At 63.5% G+C, this 26,593-nt stretch carries 11 protein-coding genes; 8 read left to right on the forward strand and 3 right to left on the reverse strand.

What is annotated here, in order from left to right:
* The first annotated feature begins 25 nt into the window (after positions 1-25).
* From KSS91_RS08730 to KSS91_RS08745, 4 genes are all read left to right on the forward strand, one after another.
* Complete coding sequence (locus KSS91_RS08730; protein ID WP_217837638.1) at positions 26-1,084, forward strand: TauD/TfdA family dioxygenase; 1,059 nt, start codon at positions 26-28, stop codon at positions 1,082-1,084.
* Positions 1,085-1,095: 11 nt separating this feature from the next.
* A complete protein-coding gene (locus KSS91_RS08735; RefSeq protein WP_217837639.1) occupies positions 1,096-4,194 on the forward strand; it encodes a non-ribosomal peptide synthetase in 3,099 nt (1,032 codons plus the stop codon).
* On the forward strand, positions 4,191-15,998 hold the full coding sequence (locus tag KSS91_RS08740; RefSeq protein ID WP_217837640.1) for a non-ribosomal peptide synthetase: 11,808 nt from the start codon (positions 4,191-4,193) through the stop codon (positions 15,996-15,998). The genes KSS91_RS08735 and KSS91_RS08740 overlap by 4 nt, the downstream gene beginning before the upstream one ends.
* Before the next feature lie 317 nt (positions 15,999-16,315).
* Positions 16,316-17,281 (forward strand): alpha/beta hydrolase, encoded by a 966-nt coding sequence (locus KSS91_RS08745; RefSeq protein WP_217837641.1) that lies wholly within the window; start codon positions 16,316-16,318, stop codon positions 17,279-17,281.
* A gap of 186 nt (positions 17,282-17,467) precedes the next feature.
* Here the strand turns inward: KSS91_RS08745 and KSS91_RS08750 are convergent, their stop codons facing one another.
* From KSS91_RS08750 to rloA, 3 genes are read right to left on the reverse strand one after another with little or no spacing between them, the layout of a single operon-like run.
* A complete protein-coding gene (locus KSS91_RS08750) occupies positions 17,468-18,454 on the reverse strand; it encodes an alpha-L-glutamate ligase-like protein (RefSeq protein WP_015096074.1) in 987 nt (328 codons plus the stop codon).
* Positions 18,454-19,989: an osmotic stress tolerance membrane protein RloB gene (gene rloB, locus KSS91_RS08755; protein WP_015096073.1), complete on the reverse strand. Its 1,536-nt coding sequence runs from the start codon at positions 19,987-19,989 to the stop codon at positions 18,454-18,456. Before rloB ends, KSS91_RS08750 begins: the two co-directional genes overlap by 1 nt.
* Positions 19,990-19,994: 5 nt before the next feature.
* Entirely contained in the window at positions 19,995-20,531 is a 537-nt protein-coding gene (gene rloA, locus KSS91_RS08760) for a retropepsin-like aspartic peptidase RloA (protein ID WP_217837642.1), read from the reverse strand.
* Between the two features lie 296 nt (positions 20,532-20,827).
* Between rloA and KSS91_RS08765 the strand changes: the two genes are divergently transcribed.
* The 4 genes from KSS91_RS08765 (at position 20,828) to acnD (ending at position 26,527) form a co-directional block, all read left to right on the forward strand.
* On the forward strand, positions 20,828-21,547 hold the full coding sequence (locus KSS91_RS08765) for a GntR family transcriptional regulator (RefSeq protein WP_007971537.1): 720 nt from the start codon (positions 20,828-20,830) through the stop codon (positions 21,545-21,547).
* On the forward strand, positions 21,544-22,434 hold the full coding sequence (gene prpB, locus KSS91_RS08770) for a methylisocitrate lyase (protein ID WP_015096071.1): 891 nt from the start codon (positions 21,544-21,546) through the stop codon (positions 22,432-22,434). The genes KSS91_RS08765 and prpB overlap by 4 nt, the downstream gene beginning before the upstream one ends.
* A 164-nt stretch (positions 22,435-22,598) precedes the next feature.
* On the forward strand, positions 22,599-23,726 hold the full coding sequence (gene prpC, locus KSS91_RS08775; protein WP_007971533.1) for a bifunctional 2-methylcitrate synthase/citrate synthase: 1,128 nt from the start codon (positions 22,599-22,601) through the stop codon (positions 23,724-23,726).
* A 206-nt stretch (positions 23,727-23,932) separates the two neighbouring features.
* The gene (acnD, locus tag KSS91_RS08780) at positions 23,933-26,527 is read left to right on the forward strand and encodes a Fe/S-dependent 2-methylisocitrate dehydratase AcnD (protein WP_102698814.1); all 2,595 of its coding nucleotides are present in this window, start codon (positions 23,933-23,935) and stop codon (positions 26,525-26,527) included.
* Positions 26,528-26,593: the final 66 nt, after the last annotated feature.

Consider the following 26,593-nt stretch of genomic DNA (forward strand, 5'->3'; position numbering starts at 1 on the left):
CCGTCAACATTTTCTGGAGGGGTTTATGACCGTTTCAACGACCAAGTCCATTCCCAAGATGGGTCGTGGTGCCCGCAAAAGCCTGTCCACCGATCCGACGCGGCTGGTGAGTTTTGCGCCGATGTTCGAAGGCCACAGTATGCCGCTGGTGTGCCGTCCGGCCGTGTCGGGCGTGAACCTGGTGGAATGGGCGAGCCAGAATCGCGCGCTGATCGAAAGCAAGCTGCTGGAACACGCGGTAATCCTGTTCCGTGGCTTCCAGGTGGCCGATATCGGCGAGTTCAACCGCTGTGTCGATGCGATTTCCGGCGGCGCGCTGGAGTACCTGTTCCGCGCCTCGCCACGCACCCAGATCACCGGTCAGTTCAAGATCTACAGCTCCACCGATTACCCGGCGCCGGAGAAAATCTTCCCGCACAACGAACACTCGTATTCGCCGGTGTTCCCGCGTCACCTGTATTTCTACTGCGACACCCCGTCGGCCACCGGCGGCGAAACACCCTTCGGCGATACCCGCCAAATCCTCGCGCGGATCGACCCGGCGGTGCGCGAAGAATTTGCCCGTAAACGCATCATGTACGTGCGCAACTACGGCGACGGCATGGGGCTGCCGTGGCAGACCGTGTTCCAGAGCGAGGACCGCGCGGAGGTCGAAGCCTACTGCGCCAAAATCGGTATCCAGGCCGAGTGGAAGTCCGGCAACCGCCTGCGCACCCGGCAGAACGGTCCGGCCATCGTGCGCCACCCGCTGACCGGCGAGCGCATCTGGTTCAACCACGGCACCTTCTTCAACGCGCTGACCCTGCCGGACAGCATCCGCGACAACCTGCTGCGTGAGTTCGGCCCGCAAGACCTGCCGCAGAACACCTTCTTCGGCGACGGCTCGCCGATTCCCGACGACGTGATCCGCCACCTGCAAGGCATCTACCGCGAGGTGATGGTCGAGTTCGCCTGGGAGAAGGGCGACGTGGTCCTGCTCGACAACATCCTCAGCGTGCATGCGCGCAACGAATTCACCGGCTACAGAAAAATCCTCACGGCCATGGCCATCGCGCAGAAAAGCGCCGACCTGGATCAGGAATAAGGACACCCGACATGAACACCACCGCCCTCGAACCTTCGGTAGACGTCTTCCAGACTTCGGCCCAGCAGGCCTTTTATTTGCGCGTCCAGGAACTGGGCGCACAGCCGCTGTTCGCCGCCCTGACATTGCCGGTCGCCAGGCCGGTGGATGCCCAGGCGTTACGTGTGGCGCTGGAGACACTGGGCCGGCGTCACGAAACCCTGCGCACGGTGTACCGCCGCCTGCCGGGCATGAAGTGGCCGGTGCAGAGCCTGTGCGAGGCGCTGCCACTGACAGTGCTGGGCGACCAGCCTTCGGTGGCCGAGGCCTTGAGCCGCAGCCGTGAAATCCTGGCAGAAGATTCGAACCAAGTGCTGGTGGTGGCACAGGTCGAGGGCGGAGCAGGGCAATCCATCGTCACGCTGCTGACCCCGGCGTGCAGCTTCGACGAGGCCTCGCTGCGGGTGTTGTCGGCTGAACTCGCCAGTCTGTTGCGCGGCGAAACCCTGGTCGAAGACGAGGACGCGCTGCAATACCTGGACTACAGCGCCTGGCAGCAAGCGCTGCGCGAAGAAGACATCGGCCACCAGGGCACCGCGTTCTGGCGCAACCTGCAACAGCAGTTCGCCGTGGGCCATCGCTTGCCCTTCGAAAAAGCACTCGATGTCACCTTGGTTCGTCGTCAGGCCACCTTGATTGACGGCCCATGGTTGGCTGGCGTGCAACGGGCCGCTGTCGAAGCGGGCGTTGAGCCGGAGCAATTGGCGCTGTTGCTGTGGACCGCGTTCGTTGCACGCATCGGCCAGCAGGAAAAACTGCTGATGGGCTGGCAGGTGGACGGTCGCAACGAGCAGACCGCCGCCACCCTCGGCCGTTTCGCCCGGCGTCTGCCGGTGGCCTTCGAGCACCGTAGCCAGCAGACGCTGGCGCAAGCCTTGGCAGCCTTTGTGGCCAGCGTTGAGCAGTCGTTGTCCTGGCTCGACTGCCTCAACGAGTTCGAACTGAGCGCCGAAGGCACGGCGCCGCTGCGTTACGGTTTCGTCTATCAAGCCGCCCCTGAAGCCGGTATCGAGGTGGACGACGCCAACCCCGAAGTCTTGCGCCTGCGTGTCCAGGGCGAGCAGTTGCAGCTGTCGTGTCTCGACGGTGCGCTGCCGGAGTCGATGCTGGCCGAATGGCTGGAGCAGTTTGTCGAGTTCAGCCGTCAATTGCTGGCATCGCCCGAGCTGACCCTGGCTCAGGCGAGTCTGGTCAATGCTGCACAACTGACCCGCCTGATCGAAGGCTTCAACCCGAACGCCACCGGCCAGGCCTTGCCGTGCCGTTTCCTGCAAGAGCTGTTCAGCGAACAGGCACGCCTGCATCCGCAACGCATCGCCCTGAGTATCAACGGTCAGCGCCTGACCTATGCCGAGCTGGATGCGCGCGCCAACCAGGTGGCCAATACCTTGCGCGCCCAAGGTGTGGCGGCGGATGAAATCGTCGCGGTCTACGGCCAGCGCTCGCTGGAAATCGTCATTGCCTTGTTGGGTACGCTCAAGGCCGGCGCTGCGTACTTGCCGCTGGACCCGAACTACCCGATCGAGCGCCTGGCGTTCATGCTCGCCGATACCGGCGCGCGCCAGGTGCTGGCCTGCCAGCCGCTGCCGGACGCATTGCGTCATGAACAGATAACTTCCCTGATGCCGGGGGCCGACGTCTGGGCCGCCGCGCAAACCGAACCTGCGCCTCAGGGCGACAGCGCCAATCTGGCCTACGTCATCTATACCTCCGGCTCCACCGGCAAACCCAAGGGCGTGATGATCAGTCATGCCAACGCCGTGGCCTCGACCCTGGCGCGCACGGGGTTTTATCGCCAGCCGCTGCGCGCGTTCCTGATGCTCTCGTCGTTCTCCTTCGACAGCTCGGTGGCCGGGGTGTTCTGGGCGCTGGGGCAGGGCGCGACCCTGTGCCTGCCGGACGAGGACAGCTACAAGGATCCGGCGCAACTGGCGGCACTGATCCGGCGCGAAGAGATTTCCCACTACCTGACTCTGCCGTCCTACCACGCACAGATTCTCGAACACCTCGATCAACAGACCCTGGCCTGCGTCATCGTTGCCGGCGAAGCCTGCAGCAACGCCCTGGTGCAGCGACATCGCGAGGCATTGCCGGGGGTGGCACTGGTCAACGAATACGGCCCAACCGAAGGCACCGTGTGGTGCTCGGCCTGGGAATTGCCGCTCAGCCAGGACGCCGACAGCATTCCGATCGGCCAGCCGATTGCCGGCATGCGCATTCACGTGCTCGGCCCGGACCTGCAACCGGTGGCGGTGGGCGTGGAGGGTGAACTCTATGTCGGCGGTGCCGGCATTGCCCGGGGTTACTTGCAGCGTGCCACGCTGACGGCCGAACGTTTTGTCCCCGACCTGTTCGTGAACGCGGCGGGCCAACGCCTGTACCGCACCGGTGACCTGGCGCGCTATCGCGCCGATGGCGTGCTGGAGTATCTGGGCCGGGTCGATCACCAGGTGAAAATCCGCGGCTTCCGCATCGAACTGGGCGAAATCGAAGCGGCCATGCGCAGCGCGCCGGGCATCGAGGACGCCGCCGTCATCGCCCGGGAAACCCCGACCGGCCCGCAACTGCTGGGCTTCGTGGTGTCCCCGGCGGACACCGCCGACATCCGCCTCAACGAATTGCGCAGCCATCTGGGGCAGGCGCTGCCCGAGCACATGCAGCCGGCGCGCTTGCAGGTACTGGAACGTTTCCCGCTGATGCCCAACGGCAAGCTCAATCGCCAGGCCTTGCTCGATCTCGATGTACGCCGCAGCGCCTTCGTCGCGCCGCGCAACGACCTGGAAAAAACCCTGGCGGCGATCTGGGCCGAAGCGCTGCACGTCGAGCGCGTGGGCGTGCACGACAGCTTCTTCGAGCTCGGCGGGCACTCGCTGCTGGCCACGCGCATTCGCGCGCGGATTCAGGACGAACTGAACCTGGCGATCCCGCTCAAGCTGTTTTTCGACGGCGATACCCTGGAACGCCTGGCGGCGCAGATCGAGCAGTTCCGCGAGCAAAGTGAACACCAGGAAAACGATCTAGACGCCCTCGAAGCGTTGTTCGACGAAGTGGATGAGGAACACGCGCAATGAGTGCTGCACCGGACAGAATGATGACCCTGGCCCAGCGTTTCTGCGGCTTGAGCGCGGACGCCCGGCGTGCGTTGCAACAAAAGATGCACGCTCAGGGGCTGACCCTGGAATTGCTGCCGATCCCGCCACGGGACCGCGCCGTCGACACGCTGCCGGCGTCCTACGCGCAGCAGCGCTTGTGGTTCCTCTGGCAGATGCAGCCCCAGGCCACGGCCTACAACCTGACCGGTGCCTTTCGCCTAAATGGCGAGCTTAACCGCGATGCATTGGCGCAGACCCTGGCGACACTGGTGCAACGTCATGAGGTGTTGCGCACCACGTTCGTCTTCGATGAACAGCAAGTGCTGCAGCACATCCATCCGCAGATGGACACCCCGCTGGTCGAGGTCACTGCCGCCGACCACATCGAACTGCAACGCCAGATCGGCCTCAACGCCGAGCAGCCGTTCGACCTGCAGCACGGCCCGTTGATGCGCTGCCGCTTGATCCGCCTCGATGCCCGGCAACATGTGCTGGTGCTGACCTTCCATCACATCGTCACCGATGGCGGCTCGCTGCCGATCCTGTTGCAGGAATTCACCCGGGTCTACGGGCAGTTGAGTGCCGGGCAGGCCGTGCAGCTAGCGGAACCGGGCATTCAATACGCCGACTTCGCCCGCTGGCAGCGCCTGTGGCTGGAGGCCGGCGAGGCCGAGCGTCAGCTCGATTACTGGCGTGGGCAGTTGGGCAACGAGCATCCACGGCTGAACCTGCCGACCGACCGCCGTCGCCCGGCGATCCCGAGCCAGCAGGGCGCCAGCGTCGAGCTGAAAATCCCCGCTGCGTTGACCGCTCAACTGCGCGAACTGGCCCGCCGCGAAGGCTGCACCCTGTTCATGCTGCTGATGGCGGCACTGCAGACGCTGTTGCATCGCTACAGTGGCGAGCAGGACATTCGCGTCGGCGTGCCGATTGCCAACCGTACCCGCCAGGATGTGGAAAACCTGCTGGGCTTTTTCGTCAACACCCAGGTGTTGCGCAGCCAGCCCCGGGCCGACCAGCCGTTCGTGCAGTTGCTGGCCGAGATCAAGGCCGCGGCACTCGGCGCACAGGCCCATCAGGACCTGCCGTTCGAGCAACTGGTCGATGGCCTGGGCGTGGAGCGCAGCCTGAGCCACACGCCGCTGTTCCAGGTGATGTTCAACCACCAGCGCGACAGTGGCGACCCGCAATGCTGGGACCTGCCGGGCCTGAGCGTCGAACCGCTGATCTGGGACGAAAAGACCACCAAGTTCGACCTGATGCTCGACACCGTCGAAAGCGACGAGAGCATCCACGCGTCGTTCGTCTACGCCACCGAACTGTTCGACGCCGCGACCATCGAGCGTCTCGGTCGGCACTGGCTGAACCTGTTGCAGGCCATCTGCACCGATGCCGGTGTGGCCTTGGCCGACCTGAGCATGCTCGACGCTGCCGAACAGCAGGCCACCTTGCTGGACTGGAATCGCAGCGCCGAAATCAACACGGCAGAAGCTGCGAATGCCCTGTGTGCCCATCAACTGATCGAAGCCCAGGCCGCCGCGCACCCGCACAACATTGCCGTGACCTGCGAGGGCATCACCCTCACTTACGCCGAACTGAACAGCCGCGCCAACCGCATTGCCCATCGTCTGCGCGAACGCGGGGTCGGCCCGGACGTGTTGGTGGGCATCGCCCTGGAGCGTTCGCTGGAGATGATCGTCAGCCTGCTGGCGATCCTCAAGGCCGGTGGCGCCTATGTGCCGCTGGACCCGGATTACCCGCAGGATCGCCTGGCCTACATGCTCGCCGACAGCGGCACGCGCCTGTTGCTCACCGATTCGGCCCTGATGCCGCGTCTGCCGTTGAACGAAGGCATTGAAGTGATCTGCCTCGATCACGCCAGCGACTGGCTCGATGAGGCCAGCGCCGATAACCTGCCGAACCTGACCGCTGCAGCGAACCTGGCCTACGTCATCTACACCTCCGGTTCCACCGGCAAACCCAAGGGCACGCTGCTGCCCCACAGCAACCTGACCCGCCTGTTCAGCGCCACCGGGCACTGGTTCGGTTTCAATGCGGACGACGTCTGGAGCCTGTTCCATTCCTATGCCTTCGACTTTTCCGTATGGGAAATCTTTGGCGCGCTGTTCTACGGCGGCAAGCTGGTGGTGGTGCCGCACGCGGTCAGCCGCTCCCCGGAAGACTTCGCCCGCTTGCTCAGCGATGAAGGTGTCACGGTACTCAACCAGACCCCCTCGGCCTTCCGCCAGTTGATGCCGTTCGCCTGCGCCAACGCACAAGGCATGGCCCTGCGTTACGTGGTGTTCGGTGGCGAGGCGCTGGACGTGGCCAGCCTGCGGCCGTGGTACGACGCTTTCGACGACCGGCAGCCGTTGCTGATCAACATGTACGGCATCACCGAAACCACGGTGCACGTGACCTACCGCCCGCTGTCCCGCGCCGACCTCGATGGCGCCAACAGCTCGCCGCTGGGCGAGCCGATCGCCGACCTGCGCTGGTACGTGCTCGACCCGCGCCTGAACCCGGTGGCCAAGGGCTGCGTCGGTGAGCTGTACGTCGGCGGTGCCGGTCTGGCCCGGGGTTATCATCAGCGTGCCGACCTGACCGCCACGCGCTTCGTGCCGGACCTGTTCGCCGCCGAGCCGGGCGCGCGCCTGTATCGCACCGGTGACCTGGCGCGATATTGCGCCGATGGCAGCATCGAGTACGCCGGGCGTATCGACCATCAAGTGAAGATCCGTGGCTTTCGCATCGAACTGGGGGAAATCCAGGACCGCCTGCAAAGCCACCCGGCCATCGAGCAGGCGCTGGTCCTGGCACCGCAGGTCAACGGCAGCCAGCAACTGGTGGCGTGGTTCACCGCGACCAACGACGACAAGGATTTGCGCCAGTCCCTGCGCGAACATTTGCAGGGCGGTCTGCCGGACTACATGGTGCCGGCGCACCTGCTCAGACTCGAGCACTGGCCGCTGACCAGCAACGGCAAGCTGGATCGCAACGCACTGCCCAAGCCTGATGCGGCGCTGGCGCAGCAGGCTTACACGGCACCGATGGATGACATGCAGACCGAGTTGGCGGCGATCTGGCAAGACGTGCTCAAGCTCGAGCGCGTAGGCATCGATGACAACTTCTTCGAGCTGGGGGGCGACTCGATCATCTCCATCCAGGTGGTCAGCCGCGCGCGTCAGGCCGGGATTCGCATCACCCCGCGCGACCTGTTCCAGCACCAGACCGTGCAGAGCCTGGCGAAGGTCGCTGTGCGCAGCGCCGGGCTGGTCATCGATCAGGGGCCGGTGCGCGGTGACGTGTTGCTGACGCCGATCCAGCACTGGTTCTTCGAACAAGGCATCGAGGCCCGTCATCACTGGAACCAGTCGGTATTGCTGGAACTGCGCGAGCCACTGGACAGCGGCTGCCTGCAACAGGCGCTGGCGGCGTTGCTGGAACATCACGACGCATTGCGCCTGCGTTTGCGTCAGGTGGAGGGTGTCTGGCAACAGGCACAAGCCGAGCAATGGAACAGCGCCGATGTACTGTGGCAGCGCCAAGCCGCCGATGCCGATGAACTGCTTGAACTGTGCAACGCCGCACAGGCGAGCCTGAACTTGCAGGACGGCCCGTTGCTGCGTGCCTTGCTGGTGGACATGGGCGCGGCAGGCCAGCGCCTGTTGCTGGTGGTGCATCACCTGGCGGTGGACGGCGTTTCCTGGCGTCTGCTGCTCGAAGACCTGCAAGCCGCTTACGCTCAGGCACGTCGGGCCGAGCCGCTGCGCCTGCCGGCCAAGACCAGCGCCTATCAGGCCTGGGCCGCACGTTTGCAACGTCTTGCGCAAAGCCCGGCGCTGGTGGAGCAAGCCGCTTACTGGCAAACCCAATACCACGACGTCGTGGTGCAACTGCCGGCGGACAACCCGCAAGGCAGTCTGGCCAGCCGGCACGCCATCAGCGTGGAAACCGTGCTCGACATCACCTTGACCCGCCAACTGCTGCAAGAGGCCCCGGCGGCTTACCGCACCCAGGTCAACGACCTGTTGCTGACGGCACTGGCGCGGGTACTGGGCCAATGGACCGGTCAATCCTCGACCCTGGTCCAACTGGAAGGCCACGGCCGCGAAGACCTGTTCGACGACATCGACCTGACCCGCACCCTGGGCTGGTTCACCTCGATTTTCCCGGTCAAGCTCACCCCGGCCGACGACCTGGCCGCGAGCATCAAGGCGGTCAAGGAACAGCTGCGCGCCGCGCCCGACAAAGGCATCGGCTTCGGCATCCTGCGCTATCTGGCCGACGTTGGCCTTGAGGCTCTGCCATCACCCCAGGTCACCTTCAACTACATGGGCCAGTTCGACGCCAGCTTTGACGAGCAGGCGCCGTGGCGCCCGGCGAAGGAAAGCGGCGGTGCCGAACAGGGCGCCTCGGCCGAGCTGGACCGGGGCCTGAGCATCAACGGCCAGGTCTACGCTGGCCAACTGCGCCTGAGCTGGACCTTCAGTAGCGACCTGTTCAAAGCGCAAACCGTACAGCACCTGGCCGATGCCTATGCCATGGAGTTGCAACGGCTGATCGAACATTGCCTGAGCGGTGCCGGCGGCCTGACCCCGAGCGATGTACCGCTGGTGCGTGTCGATCAGGTGCAGCTCGATGCCTTGCCGCTGGCGGCCAGCCGCATCGAAGACATCCTGCCGCTGTCGCCGATGCAGCAAGGCATGTTGTTCCATAGCCTGTTCGCCCCGGATGCCGGTGCCTACGTGCCGCAGATGCGCGTGGATGTGCAGGGGCTCGACGTCGAGGCGTTCCGCGATGCCTGGCAGCAGACGCTGGCGCGCCATGAAGTGCTGCGCGCGGCGTTCTTCAGCGAAAGCAATGGCTCGCGACCGCTGCAAGTGATCCTGGCCGAAGCCACGCTGCCAATGAGCCTGCTCGACTGGCGCGACCGGCCTGATCTGCCGCACGCGCTGGAGCGACTGGCCGAGGACGATCGCCTGCGCGGTTTCGACCTGACGGCGGCACCGCTGCTGCGCCTGACCCTGGTGCAGACCGCCGATGACAGCCATCACCTGATCTTCACCAACCACCACATCCTGCTGGACGGCTGGAGCACCTCGCAGTTGTTCGGCGAAGTGCTGCAACGCTACTGCGGCGTCATGCCGGCGCCGGGTGTCGGTCGTTATCGTGATTACATGAGCTGGCTGGGTACCCGTGACCGTGCCGCGTGCGAGGCGTTCTGGCTGGAGCAATTGCAGGCGTTCACCGAGCCGACGCGACTGGCCGGTGCCTTGCCGGGGCCGGTTGCAGGGCAGGGCAGCGGTCATCGCACGCTGAACCTCAGTCTGGACCGCGCGGCCACCGAGCGCCTGAGCGTGTTCGCCCGTCAGGCCCGTGTCACACCCAACACCCTGCTGCAAGCCGCCTGGCTGTTGATATTGCAGCGCTACACCGGCCAGTCGACGGTGGCGTTCGGCGCCACGGTGTCGGGGCGTCCGAGTGAACTGCAAGGCATCGAGCAGCAGATCGGGTTGTTCATCAACACCTTGCCGGTGATCGCCACGCCGCACCCCGAGCGCACGGTCAGCCAATGGATCGATGAGGTCCAGGCGCTCAACCTCCGGTTGCGCGAAGTCGAGTACACGCCGCTGGCGGACGTGCAGCGCTGGGCCGGTCATTCCGGCGAGGCGCTGTTCGACACCTTGCTGGTGTTCGAAAACTACCCGGTGGCGCAAGCGTTGGAGGAGGGCAACAGCAGCGCGCTGAAATTCTCCGGCATCAGCAACCACGACCAGACCAGTTTCCCGCTGGCCATTGCCGCCGAGCTGGGCGAATGCCTGGACCTGCGTTTCAACTACGACACGACTCTGTTCAGCGCCGAAGCGATTGAGGGTTTGAGCACTCGGCTGGTGGCATTGCTCGATGCCATGGTCTGCGCGCCGCAACAGCCATTGGGGCGCTTGAGCCTGCTTGATGCCGTGCAAACGGCGCAGCAGGTCGAAGGCTTCAACCGCACGGTGCAGGACTGGGCGGATGTGCGCCCGGTCTACCAGTGCTTCGAAGCCCAGGTGCTGCAAACCCCGGAGGCCCCGGCCCTGGTGTTTGCCGGCCGGACCCTGAGTTATCGCCAGCTCAACCAACAGGCCAACCGCCTGGCGCACCTGTTGCGCCGTCAGGGTGTGGGCGCCGAAGTGTTGGTGGGCATCGCTGCCGAGCGCTCGCTGGAACTGGTGATCGGCTTGCTGGCGATCATGAAGGCCGGTGGCGCCTACGTGCCGCTCGACCCGGACTACCCGCGCGAACGCCTGGAGCACATGTTCGACGACAGTGGCGTGCACCTGCTGCTGACCCAGCGGCATCTGCTTGAGCAGTTGCCGATTCCGGCCGCCACCACGGCGATCTGCCTCGACGACATGGCGCCGCTGCTCGAAGGGCTGAGCGACGAAAACCTGCCCTGCGTGGTCGAGCTGCAATCGCTGGCCTACATGATCTACACCTCCGGCTCCACCGGCAAACCCAAGGGCGCGGCCAACCGTCACGATGCCTTGTACAACCGCCTGGCGTGGATGCAGGGCGCCTATCCGCTGGACGGGCGCGACACCGTATTGCAGAAAACCCCGTTCAGTTTCGACGTGTCGGTCTGGGAGTTCTTCTGGCCGCTGATGACCGGCGCACGGCTGGCCGTGGCCGAACCGGGTGCCCATCGCGATCCGGCGCAACTGGTCAGCCTGATCGAGCAGTACCGGGTCAGCACCCTGCATTTCGTACCGTCGATGTTGCAGGCGTTTGTCCAGGGCGAAGGTTTCGAGCGTTGCGCCAGCCTGCGGCAGATCATGTGCAGCGGCGAAGCCTTGTCGGCAGACTTGCAGCACAGCCTGTTCCGCGTCCTGCCGGACGTCGGCCTGTACAACCTGTACGGTCCGACTGAAGCGGCGATCGACGTAACCCACTGGACCTGTGTCGATGACGGCGGGTTCAGCGTGCCGATCGGTTATCCGATTGCCAACCTGGTGACCTACATCCTCGACGACAGCCTGCAACCGCAGGTGCAGGGTTGTGTCGGCGAGCTGTACCTGGGCGGCATCGGCCTGGCCCGGGGTTATCACAACCGTGCGGACCTGACCGCCGAGCGCTTCGTCGCCAGCCCGTTCGGTGAGCAGGGCGAACGCCTGTACCGCACCGGCGATCTGGCACGCTACCGCGAAGGCGGCGTGATCGAATACGTCGGCCGCATCGACCATCAAGTGAAGATCCGCGGCTTGCGCATCGAACTGGGGGAAATCGAAGCCTGCCTGCTGGAGCATCCACAGGTGCGCGAAGCCGTGGTGATTGCCCTGGATGTCGGCAAGTCCAGGCAATTGGTGGCCTACGTTGTCGGTCATGCCGACCTTGAGCCACTCAAGCAACACCTGCGCAAGGCGCTGCCCGAGCATATGCAGCCAAGCCACATACTGTTGCTCGATCAGTTGCCGGTGACACCCAACGGCAAGCTCGATCGCCGCGCATTGCCGCAGCCGGACCAGCAGGTTCGCGAGTACGTGGCGCCGCGCACTGCCGTGGAAGCGACGCTGCAAGCGGTGTGGCAGGCGTTGTTCGAAGTGCCGCAGATTGGCATGCACGACAACTTCTTCGAACTGGGCGGCGATTCCATCGTCTCGATCCAGGCCGTCAGCCGGGCGCGCAAGGCCGGCTTGAGCATTTCGCCCAAGCATGTGTTCAGCCATCCGACCCTCGCTGAACTGGCGACGGTCGCCCAACCGGTCGAGGCGGATCAAACCGTGCCGACTGTGGTTGCACCGATAGCAAACATCGAACTGAGTGAAGCGCAATATCAGGCGCTGGCATTAACGGCGGACGAAGTCGAAGACGTTTATCCGCTGTCGCCAATGCAGCAAGGCATGCTCTTCCACTCGGTGCAGGATGGCGATTCGGGGCTGTACGTCAACCAGATCGAAGTGGGCGTGCGCGGCGTGGATGGCGCGCGTTTCCGTGAAGCCTGGGCCGATGCTGCCCGGCGTCACGGGATTCTGCGCACCGCATTCCTTTGGGAAGGCGACAAGGAACCGCTGCAAGTGGTGCGGCGCGATGCGCCTGCGCTGCTGACCGAACTGGACTGGCGCGGGCTGGATGATCAGCCTGAACGCGTCCGCCAACTGGCCCTGGAGGAGCGCGAACGCGGATTCTCGCTCAATCGCGCGCCCTTGTTGCGCCTGTTGCTGGTGCGTCTGGAAGACGACCGCTATCGCCTGATCTGGACTTACCACCACATCCTCATGGACGGCTGGAGCGTGTCGCGCCTGATCGGTGAAGTGCTGCGCCATTACAGCGGCGATGAGCACGAGCCGGTGGCCGCCTACCGCGACTACATCGACTGGCTCGGCCAGCAAGTCGCCGAGGCCAGCGAGGCGTTCTGGAAAGGCAAACTCGCCAACCTCGAAGGCGCCACGCACCTGGCCCGCGCCTTGCCGGTCAAGGCGCCGCAAGCGGGTTACCACGCGATCTACACGCACCTGAGTGCCGGGCAGACTGCGCGTTTGCAGGCGTTTGCCCAGCAACAGCAGGTGACGCTCAACACCCTGGTGCAAGCCGCATGGTTGCTGCTGTTGCAGCGCTACACCGGCCAGCGCACGGTGACATTCGGCGCCACCGTGTCCGGGCGCCCGGAAACCCTCAACGGCTCCGAGAACATGCTCGGGCTGTTCATCAACACCTTGCCGGTGGTCAACAGCGTGCCGACCGAGGCCCGCGTCGGTGACTGGCTGCGCGAGATCCAGGCCTACAACCTCGACATCCGCGACTTCCAGCAAACCCCGCTGAGCGATATCCAGCGCTGGGCCGGGCAGGGCGGTCAGTCGTTGTTCGACAGCATCATCGTCTTCGAAAACCAGCCGGTGGACCGCACCCTGCGCGAATGGAACGGCGACTCGCTGCGCTTCGAAGACGTGTCCGACTTCGGCCTGACCAGCTTCGCCATGGACCTGATGGTCAGCCTCGACGAGGGGCTGCGCATCGAGTACATGCACCAGCGCGACCAGTTCGATCTGGCGACCGTCGAAAGCCTGCGCAGCCACATGGAAAGCCTGATGCAGCGCCTGTGCGAAGACGCCGGGCGTGCCGTCGGCGAACTGGGCCTGCTGACCTTGGACGAAGGCCGGGCGCTGGACGGCGAACTGCCGGTATTGGCGGACGGTGACGAGACACCGGTGCACGAGCTGATCCGTCAGCGTGCGCGACTGCAACCGGATCACACGGCGCTGGTGCTCAGCTATGCCGACCGTGACGCCGAGCACCTGAGCTACGCGGAGCTGGACCGGCGCTCCGATGCGTTGGCGGTGCATCTGCTGGAACAAGGCGTGCAGGCCGAAGACGTGATCGGTGTGTTCATGGAGCGTTCGCTGGAGCTGGTTGTGTCGCTGCTGGCGGTGATGAAGTGTGGCGCCGCCTACGTGCCGCTGGACCCGCAATACCCGCAGGAACGCCTGCGCTACATGATGGCCGACAGCGACATGCGCCTGCTGCTGACCCAGGAACGGCTGCGCGACACAGCGCAGTTGAATCCGGGCACGGCGATGGTCGCGGTGGACCGATTGAACCTCGACATCGAGGTGGTGGCGCCATCGTGCGCCGTACACGCCGAGCAATTGGCCTACCTGATCTACACCTCCGGTTCGACCGGCAAACCGAAGAGCGTCGCCGTCGCCCACGGATCCCTGAGCATGCACGTACAGGCCATCGCCGAGCTGTACGAAATGGACCCGGGCAATCGCGAACTGCACTTCATGTCGTTCGCCTTCGATGGCGCCCATGAACGCTGGATCACCGCGCTGATCAGCGGCTCGACCCTGGTCATTCGTGACAACAATCTGTGGACCGCCGAACAGACCCTGGCCGTACTGCACCGCCAGCGTATCAGCGTCGCCTGCTTCCCCCCGGCGTACCTGCTGCAACTGGCCGAGCACGCCGAACTGCAGGGCGGTGATCCGCCGCCGGTGCGCATCTATTGCTTCGGTGGCGATGCGGTGCCGGACGCCACGTTCGAGCGGGTCAAGCACACACTCAAGCCGCAATACCTGGTCAACGGCTACGGCCCGACGGAAACCGTGGTCACGCCGCTGCTGTGGAAGATCGCTGCCGACGGCCATTGCCAGGCGATGTACGCGCCGATTGGTCAGCGCGTCGGCAGCCGCAGCCTGCACGTGCTGGACATGGACCTCAACCCGCTGCCGGTGGGCATGGTCGGTGAGCTTTACATCGGCGGACGGGGTGTCGCGCGCGGTTACCATCGTCATCCGTGGCAGAGCGCCGAGCGCTTCGTCGCCGATCCGTTCAGCCCTGAAGGCGGGCGCCTGTACCGCACCGGTGACCTGGTGCGCCGTCGCGAAGATGGCGTGTTCGACTACGTCGGGCGCATCGACCATCAGGTCAAGGTGCGCGGCTTCCGCATCGAACTGGGCGAAATCGAAGCCCGCTTGCGCGAGCAGGCCGGAGTCAACGATGCGCTGGTGGTCTTGCGGGACAACGGCCAGGGGCCGCAACTGGTGGGCTATGTGGTGGCGGCACAAGACGATGGTCTCGGCCCGCGTTGCCAGGCAGCATTGCGCGAAAGCCTGCCCGACTACATGGTGCCGACGCAGGTCGTGGTGCTGCCGCGCTTCCCGCTGACGCCCAACGGCAAACTCGACCGCAAGGCCCTGCCGGATCCGGCCTTCAGCGGCCGCGACTACGTGGCCCCGCGCACGCCGCTGGAATGGGCGCTGGCGGACATCTGGCAACAGGTGCTGGGCATCGAGAAGGTCAGCATCACCGACAATTTCTTCGAACTGGGCGGTGATTCGCTGCGCACCCTCAAGGTGATCTCGAAAGTGCGTGCGCTGAACGAGCCGGATTTCCAGATCAAGCTGCGCGACATGATGGCCAAGCCGACGATTGCCGGGTTGTCCGGTGTCGACGAGCAGCCGGTGCGCCAGAGCCCGCAACCGCTGTTGCTGCTCAATCAGCAGGTGACGGATCAGCCGGCATTGTTCTGCCTGCACGCCGGTTTCGGCACGGTGTTCGACTACGAACCGTTGGCCCGGCGCCTGGACGGTGAGCGCACGGTGTACGGCGTGCAATGCCGGATGCTGCTCGACCGGCAGTGGCACGACACCTCGCTTTCGCAGATGGCCGCCGACTACGTCGAGGCGATCCGCGCCAGACAACCCCAGGGGCCGTACTACGTGCTGGGCTGGTCGCTGGGCGGGGCGTTGGCGTTGCTGGTGAGTGAGCTGTTCGAACAGCAGGGCCAGCGCATGGCATTCGTCGGTCTGGTGGACAGCTTTGTACCGACCCAGGCCAATGCCGTTGCCAGTGCGGATGAGTGGCGTGTGGATCTGGCCGGGTTCCTCGGCGCGACCTTGGGCATGGATGGCGAGGTGATCGCCCGGACGTTGAGTACCGAGTCGGCGGGGGACCACGATGCCGTGGCGCGGATCATTCGCGCGGTGATCGACAGCCAAAGCGATCAGGCTAGCGGTTATGCACTGCTCGGTGCCGATGAGCTGGCCCAGACGTTCATGGTCAGTGCGCGCTTGAAGGCCCTGTCGCGGCAAGTCGAAACCCTGCCGATTCCGCAAGCCGGGCTGCATTGCTGGTGGGCCGATGGCAACCCGACGGCCGAACGCGCCACGCTCGAACGCCAGCAACCGCGGCTGCGCCAGGTGCAAACGGTGACGGCCGGGCACTTCGATATCCTGCAGCAGGATGAGTGCCTGGATGCCGTGGTGGCGCTGCTTGGCCGGGAGGTGGTGCCGCAGATCTAAGCCGATCACTTGTGGCGGGCTTGCCTGTGATGTGGGGCGTGCCTGTGGCGAGGGGGCTTGCCCCCGTTCGGTTGCGCAGCAGCCGTAAACCCGAACAACGCGATATGCCTGAAGAACCTCGATCGCTGGTTTTGGGGCCGCTACGCGACCCAACGGGGGCAAGCCCCCTCGCCACAGGCAAGCCCCCTCACCACAGGAAAGTGGTTCTGGCCACAGATTGTCACTCGGTTTGAGCAGTTCTTGAGCTCGCCCTAATGAACAACCCTCCCGGTTCGTTTACCAGGGCAAGCCTGTTTATTTTTTGGAGACTACCGCCCATGGCTCTGCACCCGGACATCGAAGGTTTTCTGGAGCTGGCCGAGTTCGGCCGCCTCAGCGGCAAAAGCCAACCCATGCATGAGCTGACGCCTGGCGAAGCGCGGCAGCAATTCGAACAGACGTCGCAGTTGCTCGATGCCACCCCGACAGGCGCGTTGACGGTGACGGCGGTCAGCCTGCCTGCGCGGGACGGGCATGTGCTCAACGCGCGGCTGTACGCCAAAGCGCAACCGGACAACGAGCCACGCCCGGTGTTGTTGTACTTCCATGGCGGCGGCTACGTGGTGGGCAGCCTCGACTCCCACGACACCCTGTGCCGGCGTCTTGCGCTGGCAGGGGAATTTGCCGTGTTGTCGGCGGATTATCGATTGGCGCCGGAACACCGTTTTCCCACCGCTTACAACGATGCCGAAGACGTGACGCGCTGGCTGGCTATTACCGGTGCCCAAGCCTTGGGACTGGACGCGAGGCGCATTGCGCTGGCAGGGGACAGCGTCGGCGGCAGCCTGGTGGCATCGCTGTGCATCGCCATGGCCCAGGACCCGCTGGGATGGCCGCTGGTGCCGCGCCTGCAAGTGTTGCTCTACCCGGTGATCGACGCGGTAAAAAAGCGCCCGTCCCTGGAGCGATTCGCCGAAGGCTATCTGCTTGAAGCCACCACGCTGGAATGGTTCTACCAGCAATACCAACGCAGCGAAGCGGATCGTGCCGACTGGCGTTTTTCACCGCTGTACGTCGAGGGCCTGCAACGCCTGACGCCGACTGTGCTGTGGTTGGCCGAGTACGATCCATTGCTCGATGAAGGCCTGGCCTGGGCCGAAAAACTGCGGGCTGCGGGGCAATCCCTGGTGCTGGACGTGAAGGCCGGCATGACCCACGACTTTGCGCGCATGGGCGAGATTGTCCAGGAAGTGCCGGGGATGCTGGTGCAACTGGCGGCGCAGATCAGCGAGAGCCTGGCCTGAGTTGCGACGACGGGGCTTACCCTGATGAAAGCTATGGCGAGAGGTTTTTTGTGGCGAGAGGGCTTGCCCCGGTTGGGTCGCGAAGCGGCCCCAAAACCAGCCTATGCGGTTATTCAGGCATACCGCGTTGTGCAGATTTACGACTGCTGCGCAGCCGAACGGGGGCAAGCCCCCTCGCCACAGGGGTCAGCCCTCGACTGCAGGAATATGCCCAAACATCTCCTGCACAAACGCCACGCGCTCTTCGACCGTTTCGGTCACGCCACGAGCCTTCAGGTCTTCCAGTCGTGCTTCCACCGCATGAGTACGCAATGTCAGCCCGCAGTCATTGGCAATCTGGATATTCAGCCCCGGCCGGGCGTTGAGTTCAAGGATCAGCGGGCCTTTTTCCTGGTCCAGGACCATGTCGACACCGATGTAGCCCAGCCCGCACAACTCATAACAGCCAGCGGCGAGTTTCATGAAACCGTCCCAGTAGGGCAGTTGCACGCCATCCACCGCGTTGGTGGTGTCCGGGTGTTTGTTGATGATGTTGTTAAGCCAGGTACCGCGCAGGGTCAGGCCGGTGGCCAGGTCCACGCCGACGCCGATGGCGCCCTGGTGCAGGTTGGCCTTGCCGTTGGACTGGCGTGTCGGCAGGCGCAGCATGGCCATCACCGGGTAACCCATCAAGACAATGATGCGGATGTCCGGCACGCCTTCGTAGCTGATGCTCTTGAAGATCTGGTCCGGAATCACGCGGTACTCGATCAGCGCCCGGTCGCGGTGACCGCCCAGGGAGTACAGGCCGGTCAGGATGCTGGAAACCTGGTGCTCGATTTCTTCATGGCTGATGATCCGGCCGGACACCGTGCGATAGCGCCCTTCGAAGCGGTCGGCGATGACCAGAATGCCATCGCCGCCAGCGCCCTGGGCCGGTTTGATCACGAAGTCATTGCGTGCGCCGATGATCGCTTCGAGATTGTCGATTTCCTTCTCGGTGGAAATCACGCCATAGAGCTCGGGCACATGGATGCCGGCGGCGATGGCGCGTTCCTTGGTGATGATCTTGTCATCGACGATCGGGTACAGGCTGCGCTTGTTGTACTTGAGCACGTAGTCTGCGTTGCGCCGATTGATCCCCATGATGCCCCGGGCTTCCAGGGCTTTCCAGGTCTTCCAGAAGCCGAACATCAGGCGTCAGCCTTTTTCAGGAAGGCCTTGAAACGCACCAGTTCGGTCAGGCGATAGCCGCGATAACGACCCATGGCCAGCATGAAGGCCACCAGGATCAGCAGAATCGCCGGGAAAGTGAACACGAAGTACACCAGTTCCGGCACGCTCATGATCAGGTGCGCCAGGGACGCGGCGAACAGCGTGCCGATGGCCACTTTCATGGCATGGCCACCGCCGCGCTCTTCCCAGGTGATCGACAGGCGTTCAATGGTCATGGTCAGGATCACCATCGGGAACAGCGCCACCGACAAGCCGCGCTCCAGGCCGAGTTTGTGGCTGAACAGGCTGATGGCCGCGATCAGCACCACCACGAAGGTCAGCACCACCGACAGCCGCGGCAGCATCTGCAGTTTCAGGTGTTCGAGATAGGAGCGCAGCGACAGCCCCAGCGCCGTGATGATGGTAAACAGCACGATACCGAAGCCGAGCTGGGTTTCGCGGAAGGCCAGGGCGATCAGCACCGGGGTGAAGGTGCCCAGGGTCTGGATGCCGATCAGGTTGCGCAGGATCAGGATCACCAGCACGCCGATCGGGATCATCACCATGATCATGAAGGTCTGCTGGGTTTGCAGCGGCAGGCCATACAACGAGTACTCGAGGAAGTTGGCGTCGGTGTTTTCGTCGGTCAGCTTGGCCAGGCGAATGGCGTTCATTTCGCTGTTGTTGAGGCTGAAGGTCACATTGGCCTTCTTGCCGCCGTCGACGGTGATCAGGTTCTCGTCGCCGGTCCACCACAGCAGGCGGTCGGTCGGCAACCCTTGCTCGCCGGTTTCCGGGTTGAAGTACAGCCAGTCGGTGCCATTGAAACTGCGCAGCCACAGTTCCGGTATCTGCGGCTGGTCGGCCACCAGGCGGATGGTGTGGACCTTCTCGATCGGCACATGGGCGATGGACAGCAGCAGCTCGACGATTTTCGCCTTGTGCGCGGTGGATGGATCTCCGGCCAGCAACAGTTTCACGTTGTCGTCGTTGAGGTTGTTGACCCGCTTGATAGCTTCGCCGACGAAGGTTTCGACGTCGGCCGAGTGCTGGCGAATCGGTGCGAGCAGGGCTTCGGCGGCGATTTTTTCCGGGCCTTCGATGGTGATGCTGTCGCGAAAGGTCGGGCCTTTGATCTTGGCCTTCTCGCCGGAATAGCGCTTGGTCAGCACCAGGCGGTAATACAGCGTCTGATTGCCTTTGGCTCGGCGTGCCGACCAGGTGACCTTGCGGTTGCCGTCGACCCGGTTCACGGCCACGCCGTAATTATTGGAGATGAAACTCTCGTTGAGGCTGACGAAGTCGCGGCTCAGCGGTGGCACGAACATCTGGATCTTGACCGGATCCTTGGCGCTGGCGACGAACTCGACCTTGGCGTCGATGTTCCACAGGTCGTCAGTGGCGTCTTCGGTCACCGGGATGCCCAGCACGAAGATCTGATAGGCCGTAACTGAAATGCCCAGCACCACCAGGATGGCGATCAGCAGTTTCAGATGAAGGGTAAGAGAGCGCATTTGAATTACTCGGCGGTATGAGCGTCGGTGGTGCAGGCGGGTTTGCCGGCAGCATATTTAAGGCTGGGGTCAACCAGTGCATCGAAACGCTTGAGCGCTTCGGAGCCAATCAGGAGCGGATATTGGAACGCGCTGCGGTCGGTCAGGTTCACTTCGATGCTGCGCAGGGCCGAGCCCATGCAGATGTCCAGTTCGATCACGGGGCGGGCGGTGTACTTCTTGCCTTCCTCGGGGTCGTAGTCGCCGGCCCGGCGCTTGATCTTGCTGACACGGGCCAGCGGGCGTTCGATCGGATGCGAATGGGCGGCGTCGATGGCCAGGTAAAACCGCACCCAGGATTCGCCGTTGCGTTTGAAGCGTTTGATGTCCCGTGCACTCAGGGAAGCGGTTTTCGCCCCGGTGTCGAGTTTAGCCGCCACTTCCAGGTCGATGCCATTGAGCGATGCGTACTCATTGAGGCCATACACGGTCTTTTCCCCGGCCATTGCGAACCCGGGCAGGCAAAGAAAGTAAAGAAAAGCAGGGAAGGGCTTGAGTCTCATAAATCCTGGTGCGCAGCGGTCCGACTTGATTCAAGGCCCTGGCATCGCTGCGCAAGCTCCCTCGTATGCCTGGCACGGTTTTATGACAGGCAGTGCAGATGTGACAAACAAATGCGGCGGCATTCTAGCACGGTGGTTTGACGGCGCCAGCGCTGGCCGGTGGCTATAAACCAGCCGGTCGCTTCGTTATGGTGCAACCGGTTATCAGAAGATTGTCGACAATATCGATTTATCCTTTGACTGCGCTCCCGGTATTCGTTAGTTTTTGCGGCATTGGCTCACAAGGTGTCGACAATATGCTGGATCAACTCGATCCCCCGGTTTCTACGCAAGACGATACGGAGACACTTTCCGAGAACGTCTTCCGCCGCATTCAGGCGGCTATCGTCAAAGGCGAGATCGCGCCGGGCAGCAAAATCTCCGAACCAGAGCTGGCGCGTACCTACGGCATCAGCCGTGGCCCCTTGCGCGAGGCCATCCATCGCCTGGAAGGCCAGCGTCTGCTGGTGCGCGTGCCGCATGTCGGCGCGCGGGTGGTGTCGCTCAATCACGCCGAGCTGCTTGAACTGTACGAAATCCGCGAATCCCTGGAAGGCATGGCCTGTCGCCTGGCCGCCGAGCGCATGAGTCTCGAAGAAATCGACGAATTGCGTCGGGTGCTGGAAACCCATGAGCGTGATGAGGCATTCCAGGCAGGTCGGGGCTACTACCAGCAGGAAGGCGATTTCGACTTTCATTACCGAATCATCCAGGGCAGCGGCAACCGCACGCTGACCCAAATGCTCTGCGGCGAGCTCTATCAATTGGTGCGCATGTACCGTATCCAGTTTTCCACCACGCCCAATCGCCCGCACCAGGCGTTCGCCGAGCACCACCGCATTCTCGATGCCATCGCCGACCGTGACGGTGAGCTGGCCGAGTTGTTGATGCGCCGTCACATCGGCGCCTCCAAACGCAATATCGCCCGTCATTACCAGGACGGCGTCAACCCGACAGCCAAACGAGGTGAGTCATGAGTTCGAACAAGAGCACACCAGGTCAGCGTTTCCGCGATGCGGTCGCCAGCGAACATCCACTGCAAGTGGTCGGCGCAATCAACGCCAATCACGCGCTGCTGGCCAAGCGCGCCGGTTTCAAGGCGATCTACCTGTCGGGTGGCGGGGTGGCTGCCGGCTCCCTCGGCTTGCCTGACCTGGGCATCACCGGCCTGGATGACGTGCTGACCGACGTGCGCCGTATCACCGACGTCTGCGATCTGCCATTGCTGGTGGACGTGGACACCGGTTTCGGTTCCTCGGCGTTCAACGTCGCTCGTACCGTCAAGTCGATGATCAAGTTTGGCGCGGCGGCGATTCATATCGAAGACCAGGTCGGCGCCAAACGCTGCGGCCACCGTCCTAATAAAGAGATCGTGACCCAGCAGGAAATGGTCGACCGCATCAAGGCTGCCGTCGATGCCCGTACCGATGACAGCTTCGTGATCATGGCCCGTACCGACGCCCTGGCGGTGGAAGGCCTGGAGTCTGCCCTGGATCGCGCCGCTGCCTGCATCGAAGCCGGCGCCGACATGATTTTCCCGGAAGCCATCACCGAACTTGAGATGTACAAGCTGTTCGCCAGCCGCGTGAAAGCGCCGATCCTGGCCAATATCACCGAATTCGGCGCGACCCCGCTGTACACCACCGAGCAACTCGCCGCTGTCGACGTGTCGCTGGTGCTGTACCCGCTGTCGGCCTTCCGCGCCATGAACAAGGCCGCGGAAAACGTCTACACCGCACTGCGCCGCGATGGCACGCAGGCGAATGTCATCGACACCATGCAGACTCGCATGGAGCTTTACGATCGCATCGACTACCACACCTTCGAGCAGAAGCTCGATGCGTTGTTTGCCGCGAAGAAGTAACGAACAACTTGTACCTGTGGGAGCGAGCCTGCTCGCGATAGACGTCAACGATGACGCGGGAAGCCTGATACCCCGCGGTGTGCCGTCCACCATCGCGAGCAGGCTCGCTCCCACAGAAGAGCAATGAGTTTCCCCTAAAAAATTCAAGAAAACTGGAGACAGCAATGGCCGAAGCAAAAGTACTCAGTGGCGCCGGGCTCCGTGGCCAGGTAGCCGGGCAAACCGCACTGTCCACCGTGGGCCAGTCGGGTGCCGGTCTGACCTATCGTGGTTATGACGTACGTGAACTGGCGGCTGACGCACAGTTCGAAGAAGTTGCCTACCTGCTGCTGTACGGCGAACTGCCGAGCAAGGCGCAACTGAATGCCTACATCGCCAAGCTGAGCAAGCTGCGTGACCTGCCGCAAGCGCTCAAGGAAGTGCTCGAGCGCATCCCCGCCGACGCCCACCCGATGGACGTGATGCGCACGGGCTGCTCGTTCCTGGGCAACCTGGAGCCGGAGAACAATTTCTCCGAGCAACACGACAAGACCGACCGCCTGCTGGCTGCATTCCCGGCGATCATGACTTACTGGTATCGCTTCAGCCACGAAGGCAAGCGCATCGATTGCGTGAGCGACGAGCAGTCCATCGGCGGCCACTTCCTGCACCTGCTGCACGGCAAGAAACCAAGCGAGCTGCACGTCAAGGTGATGAACGTTTCGCTGATCCTCTACGCGGAACACGAGTTCAACGCGTCGACCTTCACCGCCCGTGTTTGCGCATCGACCCTGTCCGACCTCTATTCGTGCATCACTGCGGCCATCGGCTCGCTGCGCGGCCCGCTGCACGGCGGCGCCAACGAAGCGGCGATGGAAATGATCGAGCGTTTCTCGTCGCCGGAAGACGCGATCAAGGGCACCCTCGGCATGCTCGAGCGCAAGGACAAGATCATGGGCTTCGGCCACGCGATCTATAAGGACAACGATCCGCGCAACGAGGTGATCAAGGGCTGGTCGAAAAAACTCGCCGACGAAGTGGGGGACAAGGTGTTGTTCCCGGTCTCCGAAGCCATCGACAAGACCATGTGGGAGCAGAAGAAGCTGTTCCCGAACGCCGACTTCTACCATGCCTCGGCGTACCACTTCATGGGCATCCCGACCAAGTTGTTCACGCCGATTTTCGTCTGCTCGCGCCTGACCGGCTGGGCTGCACACGTGTACGAACAACGCGCCAACAACCGCATCATCCGTCCAAGCGCCGAATACACCGGCGTTGAACAGCGCAAGTTCGTGCCAATCGAACAGCGCTGAATGGTGGAGGGCTGCCGCGCTGGTTACTGAATGAATCGGGAACCACTGTGGGAGCGGGCTTGCTCGCGAAGACGGACTGACATCCAACATTGATGTTGACTGATACACCGCTTTTGCGAGCAAGCCCGCTCCCACATTTGACCGAGTCCAGATCAGTACCAGTGCCAGGCCCCACCTTTTGTAACTACCGTGACCGAGTCCTGACGATGAACACACAATTCCGTAAACCGCTGCCTGGCAGCCACCTGGATTACTTCGATGTCCGCGCAGCGGTCGAGGCGATCCAGCCTGGCGCCTACGACACCCTGCCGTACACCTCCCGTGTGCTGGCGGAAAACCTTGTGCGTCGCTGCGACCCGGCCACGCTCACCGAATCCCTGAAGCAATTCATCGAGCGCAAGCGCGACCTCGATTTCCCGTGGTTCCCGGCCCGCGTGGTGTGCCACGACATTCTCGGCCAGACCGCGCTGGTCGACCTCGCCGGCCTGCGTGACGCCATCGCCCTGCAAGGCGGTGACCCGGCGCAAGTCAACCCGGTGGTGCCGACCCAACTGATCGTCGACCACTCCCTGGCCGTCGAACGCGGTGGCTTCGATCCGGACGCGTTCGAGAAGAACCGCGCCATCGAAGACCGTCGCAACGAAGACCGTTTCCACTTCATCAACTGGACCAAGAAGGCGTTCAAGAACGTCGACGTGATCCCGCCGGGCAACGGCATCATGCACCAGATCAACCTGGAGAAAATGTCTCCGGTGATCCAGGTGCGCGACGGCGTGGCCTTCCCTGATACCTGCGTCGGTACCGACAGCCACACCCCGCACGTCGATGCGTTGGGCGTGATCGCCATCGGTGTCGGTGGTCTCGAAGCCGAAAGCGTGATGCTCGGCCGCGCATCCTGGATGCGTCTGCCGGAAAGCGTTGGCGTCGAACTGACTGGCAAGCTGCAACCGGGCATCACCGCCACCGACATGGTGCTGGCGCTGACCGAGTTTCTGCGCAAGCAAAAAGTCGTTGGCGCGTGGCTGGAGTTCTTCGGCGAAGGCGCCTCCGCGCTGACCCTCGGCGACCGCGCAACCATTTCCAACATGGCTCCGGAATACGGCGCCACCGCGGCGATGTTCTACATCGACCAGCAGACCATCGACTACCTCAAGCTCACCGGCCGTGAAGACGAGCAGGTGCAGTTGGTCGAGAACTACGCCAAGCAGGTCGGCCTGTGGGCTGACAGCCTCAAAGGCGCGCAGTACGAGCGCGGCCTGACTTTCGATCTGTCTTCGGTTGTGCGCAACATGGCCGGCCCGAGCAACCCCCACGCCCGTGTGGCGGTTTCGGATCTGGCGGCCAAAGGCATCTCCGGTCAGTGGGACGATGTGCCGGGGCAAATGCCGGACGGCGCGGTGATCATCGCCGCCATCACCAGCTGCACCAACACCAGCAACCCGCGCAACGTGATCGCCGCCGGCCTGCTGGCGCGCAACGCCAACAAGCTCGGCCTGACCCGCAAGCCTTGGGTCAAGTCGTCCCTGGCACCGGGTTCGAAGACCGTGGCGCTGTACCTCGATGAAGCCGGCCTGACCGAAGAGCTGGACAAGCTCGGCTTCGGCGTCGTGGCCTTCGCCTGCACCACGTGCAACGGCATGTCCGGCGCACTGGACCCGGTGATCCAGCAAGAGATCATCGACCGCGACCTGTACGCCACTGCGGTGTTGTCCGGCAACCGTAACTTCGACGGCCGGATTCACCCGTACGCCAAGCAAGCGTTCCTCGCATCGCCGCCCTTGGTGGTTGCATATGCGATTGCCGGCACCATCCGTTTCGACATCGAAAAAGACGTGCTGGGTGTGGTCGATGGCAAGGAAATCCGCCTGAAAGACATCTGGCCGAGCGACGAAGAGATCGACGCGGTGGTCAAGGCGTCGGTGAAACCGGAGCAGTTCCGCCAGGTGTACATCCCGATGTTCGCCATCCACGAAGACACCGGCCCGAAAGTCGCGCCGCTGTACGAGTGGCGCGAAATGAGTACCTACATCCGTCGTCCTCCGTACTGGGAAGGCGCGTTGGCCGGAGCTCGTCCGCTCAAGGGCATGCGCCCGCTGGCGGTGCTGCCGGACAACATCACCACCGATCACCTGTCGCCGTCCAACGCGATCATGATGGACAGCGCCGCCGGCGAATACCTGGCGAAAATGGGCCTGCCGGAAGAGGACTTCAACTCATACGCGACTCACCGCGGTGACCACCTGACGGCGCAGCGCGCCACCTTCGCCAACCCGAAACTGTTCAACGAAATGGTTCTGGAAAACGGCAAGGTCAAGCAGGGTTCGCTGGCCCGTGTCGAGCCTGAGGGCAAAGTGATGCGCATGTGGGAAGCCATCGAAACCTACATGGATCGCAAGCAGCCGCTGATCATCATTGCCGGTGCCGACTACGGTCAGGGTTCGTCCCGCGACTGGGCGGCGAAGGGCGTGCGTCTGGCGGGGGTGGAGGCGATTGCCGCCGAAGGTTTCGAGCGCATTCACCGCACCAACCTGGTGGGCATGGGCGTGTTGCCGCTGGAGTTCAAGCCGGGCACCAATCGTCACACCCTGGCCATCGACGGCAGCGAAACCTACGATGTGATCGGCGATCGCACTCCGCGCGCCGAGCTGACGCTGGTGATCCATCGCAAGAACGGCGAGCGCGTCGATGTGCCGGTGACCTGCCGCCTCGACACCGCCGAAGAAGTGTCGATCTACGAGGCCGGCGGCGTGCTGCAACGCTTCGCCCAGGACTTCCTCGAAGAGTCGGCGGTTGCCGTTTAACGCACGCAATACAGACACGGGACTTCAAGTCCCGTGTCTGCTTTCAGATCAGGAGTAACGAGCACC

Source organism: Pseudomonas azerbaijanorientalis (assembly GCF_019139795.1).
GTDB classification, from domain to species: domain Bacteria; phylum Pseudomonadota; class Gammaproteobacteria; order Pseudomonadales; family Pseudomonadaceae; genus Aquipseudomonas; species Aquipseudomonas laurylsulfatiphila.